At 73.7% G+C, this 764-nt stretch carries 1 protein-coding gene; it reads right to left on the bottom strand.

Annotated features, from left to right (window positions below):
- Positions 1–51 precede the first annotated feature (51 nt).
- A partial coding sequence (locus I55_RS39175) for a glycosyltransferase (protein WP_044563866.1) occupies positions 52–764 on the bottom strand: 713 nt, incomplete at its 5' end.

Raw genomic sequence — 764 nt, forward strand, 5'->3', positions numbered from 1 at the left:
GACCATAGGCGAAGGCCGGGGCGGCAGGGAAGCCTGTCTTACGGGGGGGGCTCATGCGGCGGCCCTCCCGGTCCGGGCCGTGTCCAGCACCGCGTCGGCCAGGCGCTCGGCCGCGTCGGGGATGGCGAAGGACCGGGCGCCGGCGGCGGCGGCGGCCAGCGGGGCGGGATCATCCAGGAAGGCGGCCAGGCGTTCGGCCAGCGCTTCCGCCGTGAACTGGGCGTGCGGCATCAGCCAGGCGCCACCGGCGGCCACCAAAGCCTTGGCGTTGGCGGTCTGGTGGTCGTCCATGGCCTGGGGGTAGGGAACCAGGATGGCGGGGCGGCCGGCAATAGCCAATTCGGCCACCGTTCCGGCACCGGAACGACAGATGGCCAGGTGGCAGGAATCCAGCCGGCCGGCCATGTCGCGGAAGAAGGGGGCCAGTTCCACATCCACACCCAGACCGGCGTACCCCTCCCGCGCCTGCTCCATCGTCTCCGGCCGGGCCTGCTGCTTGATGCTCAGGCGCAGACGGTGCTCCGGCGACAGGCGGGCGACGGCGGCTGGCAGGATGGTGCTGAAGACGGAGGCGCCCTGGCTGCCGCCCGTCACCAGGATGGACAGCGTGCCGCCGGGTGGGGTGTAGGGACGGTCGGCAAGGGCCAGGATGGCGGGGCGCACGGGGTTGCCGGTGCGCACGGTGGCGACGTGGCGGGGCAGGCCGGCGACGGTGGGGAAGGACGTGGCGATCAGCCGGGCGCCGCCGGCCAGCAGCTTATTGG

Source organism: Azospirillum sp. B4 (assembly GCF_000333275.1).
In the GTDB taxonomy this organism is placed as follows: domain Bacteria; phylum Pseudomonadota; class Alphaproteobacteria; order Azospirillales; family Azospirillaceae; genus Nitrospirillum.